At 48.5% G+C, this 3,026-nt stretch carries 2 protein-coding genes, 1 rRNA gene and 1 pseudogene; 1 reads left to right on the forward strand and 3 read right to left on the reverse strand.

What is annotated here, in order from left to right:
* Window positions 1–883 (forward strand): annotated as a pseudogene (locus tag BLS58_RS17045) (RNA-guided endonuclease InsQ/TnpB family protein); the annotation flags it as partial.
* 119 nt (window positions 884–1,002) lie between these two features.
* On the opposite strand, the gene BLS58_RS17050 reads toward BLS58_RS17045, so the two are convergent.
* From BLS58_RS17050 to rrf, 3 genes are all read right to left on the reverse strand, one after another.
* Window positions 1,003–2,415, reverse strand: a complete 1,413-nt coding sequence (locus BLS58_RS17050) for an aminotransferase class I/II-fold pyridoxal phosphate-dependent enzyme (protein ID WP_090400338.1) — start codon at window positions 2,413–2,415, stop codon at window positions 1,003–1,005.
* 49 nt (window positions 2,416–2,464) lie between these two features.
* On the reverse strand, window positions 2,465–2,665 hold the full coding sequence (locus BLS58_RS17055; protein WP_176764842.1) for a sigma factor G inhibitor Gin: 201 nt from the start codon (window positions 2,663–2,665) through the stop codon (window positions 2,465–2,467).
* Window positions 2,666–2,956: 291 nt separating this feature from the next.
* Window positions 2,957–3,026 (reverse strand): 5S ribosomal RNA (gene rrf / locus BLS58_RS18480); the annotation flags it as partial.

Consider the following 3,026-nt stretch of genomic DNA (forward strand, 5'->3'; position numbering starts at 1 on the left):
TGACCGCGAAAATTAAAATCAATCCAACGGACGAACAGGAACAATTACTAGCAAAAACCGTTCGTGCCTATCGAGAAGCCTGCAACGTGGTATCTGGTGTCATCTTTGAGTCTAAGCTGCTCGTACAGGCAAATCTCCACAAGATGACGTATCGGGATCTTCGTTCCAATCTCGGTTTGAAGTCACAAATGGCACAGTCTGTTTTAAAAACTGTGATTGCCAAATACAAGACGAATCATAGCAACGGTCACGAATGGACGAAAAAGCTGATCTGGCAAATATCCATCAAGTTGTTGGTGTTGATATGGGGATTAACTTTGTCGCAACCTCCTATGATTCAAATAGTGACACCACCTTTTTCAACGGTCGGCCTATCAAGCATAAACGTGCGAAATACAAGCAACTCCGAAAGGAACTGCAACAAAAGCAAACGCCTTCTGCCCGCCGAAAACTAAAACAAATCGGACAACGAGAAAACCGTTGGATGCAGGACGTCAATCACTGCATCAGTAAGGCACTCGTTAAAACGTACGGGCAAGATACGCTTTTTGTTGTTGAGGACTTAACGGGTGTGCGAGCCGCAACGGAAAAGGTGCGTGTCAAAGGCCGTTATCAAATGGTGTCGTGGTCCTTCTATGACCTAAGGCAAAAGATTGAATATAAAGCCTTGAAAGCACAAGCGAAAGTGATTGCTATCGATCCGACATACACCTCACAAACGTGTCCGAAATGTGAGCACACAGAGAAAGCGAATCGCCATAAAAAGACCCATACTTTCTGCTGTAAGACGTGTCGATATACATCGAATGATGACCGTATCGGTGCGATGAACCTTCAACGAAAAGGAATAGAGTACCTCGTTGAAGAAACGGCCCGAACATGATTCGGGTGGTTGGGTAGCTGTCAACCTGCCCCGATGTGACACCATGCTAAGATAGGAGATCGCAAGATCGCTCGCACTATTGGGTCGTCACAAGCCCCCACTTCAAAACCCGTTAGGGTTTAATTGGGGGGGAGTTGACTGACATTGACCTCTTTCTGTACGAGCAGATACCCTTCATGTATGTGTGATGATGCCTGCACATGTCTGCCTGTCGCTAACCAATCTTGCAGAAACTGCAAACGCGACCCGTCAATCGCCTCGCCCACGATCCACAGGGGAATGCCCGGCGGGTAAGGGATGATTTCTTCTGCCATTTTTCTGCCTTCCGCTGCATTGATCGCGATAAGTTCCGTGTCTCTATGCTCCTCACGAAAAGAATGGCTCACAATCCTGGGATAAGAAGGAAACGCCACTTCGTGCCGGTCTTCCAACTGTTCTTTTTCATATAAAGCGATCAGGGCCGTAAGCAGCACCCCTTCCCAGTATCGCGGATGTTGCAGGGGAAGGACGAGCAAAACATGACGGCGGTCGCTTAGTTCCGGGTAAATGCCTTTCGTATGTAAATGTGCTTCCCATTCCGAGCCGTTCCATCCGTCCGGTACACGTAAAATCAGTTTTAAGGGGTCATCGTTTTCCACAACCATCCCCGGATAAGATTCGTCCAACTTTCCCCGAAAAGCCTGCAAGTGTGCAGCGATAGATTCACCGCTGAGTGATGCGTTATAGGCACGGGCGACATCGAGGGAAGCGAGGACCGGGTAAGAGGGGCTGCTCGTCTGTAAACGTTGCAACCAATATCGACACCGCGATTCATCCGCCTTTGAACGCAGATGCAAAAAAGCTCCCATCGTCAGCGCGGGTAACGTTTTGTGCGCCGATTGCACCACGGCATCGGCACCCGCGGCTAATGCTGAAACCGGAAACGCCGAATCGATATGAAGGTGAGCACCGTGAGCTTCATCAACGAGCACATGGGCCCCATTTCTTTTAGCGACAGCCATCGCCCCTTCGAGTTCACCGACATATCCGTAATAACTCGGAGAAGACAGCAATAGCCCCCGAGCCTCAGGATAACATGCAAACCCTTGAGCGACGGTTGCTTCTGAAACCCCCGTAGCTAAACCTGACCCCCGGTCGATTTCCGGAGCGATAAAAATGGCTTCCACACCCGCCATTTCCAAGCCGTGCACCACAGACTGATGCACATCCCTTTGCACCAGCACCTGCTCGCCTCTATGAAAAAAAGCAAGTATCATCGTCAAATTACCGAGCGTTGAACCCCCAACGAGAAAAAACGTACGAGCACACCCATATTGCCGGGCCGCCAATCGCTCTGCTTCAAGAATCACACCCGAAGAATCATGCAAATCGTCGAGCCCCGGCAACTCCGTTTGATCCAGACGCATAATTTGTTCAAAATAAGTCGAATAAGGCGGAGATAATAGATTCCCGTTTTTGTGACCGGGCACGTGCATCGAGATCGGCGCCCGTTGATCATGTTGGAACAACTGCTCAAAGAGCGGACAGTCCATATCTTTTCAGTTCCTTTTTCCTTTCATTATAACAGATGGAGCTAATTATTTAATGAAGGAGCATACGATTGTTCATTTTACTTCCGCGCAAACGTTCAATGTACCAGGTATAGGACGGATCCTCGACATTCAATTCTACCATTTTTCGTTCACATGAGAGACAGATCCACATGGAAAGCAAATAGAATCCCATCTCGCTATTCTGTTCACAGACGCCGCAATTTTCCGTGCTTGAACCGTTCGAAAACATGTCATTTCCCCCTACACGTATCATTTTCATTTTAGTGTTTCCTATTCTTATAGAAACTATACGGCTGATCGCTGCAGGAATAATCGGAGTGTCATTATTTTATGTGGCAAGTGCCTAACTCGTGCCTGTATGAGCGGAAATTAGAGGGTGGATTCTGGCGCTTTTCGGGGATATTCTGGCGCTTTGGCAGCGGAATCTGGCGCTTTCCGGGGGTATTCTGGCGCTTTGGTGTTTTGGACAAAAAATACCCGCACATTCCATTAACAGGAACATGCGGGTATTTTTTCTATCGCCAGGCGACGTCCTACGCTCTCAGGGCGTTTCCGCCCAAATACCATCGGCGCTGAAGAGCTTAACTTCC

The organism is Natribacillus halophilus (genome assembly GCF_900100185.1).
In the GTDB taxonomy this organism is placed as follows: domain Bacteria; phylum Bacillota; class Bacilli; order Bacillales; family Marinococcaceae; genus Natribacillus; species Natribacillus halophilus.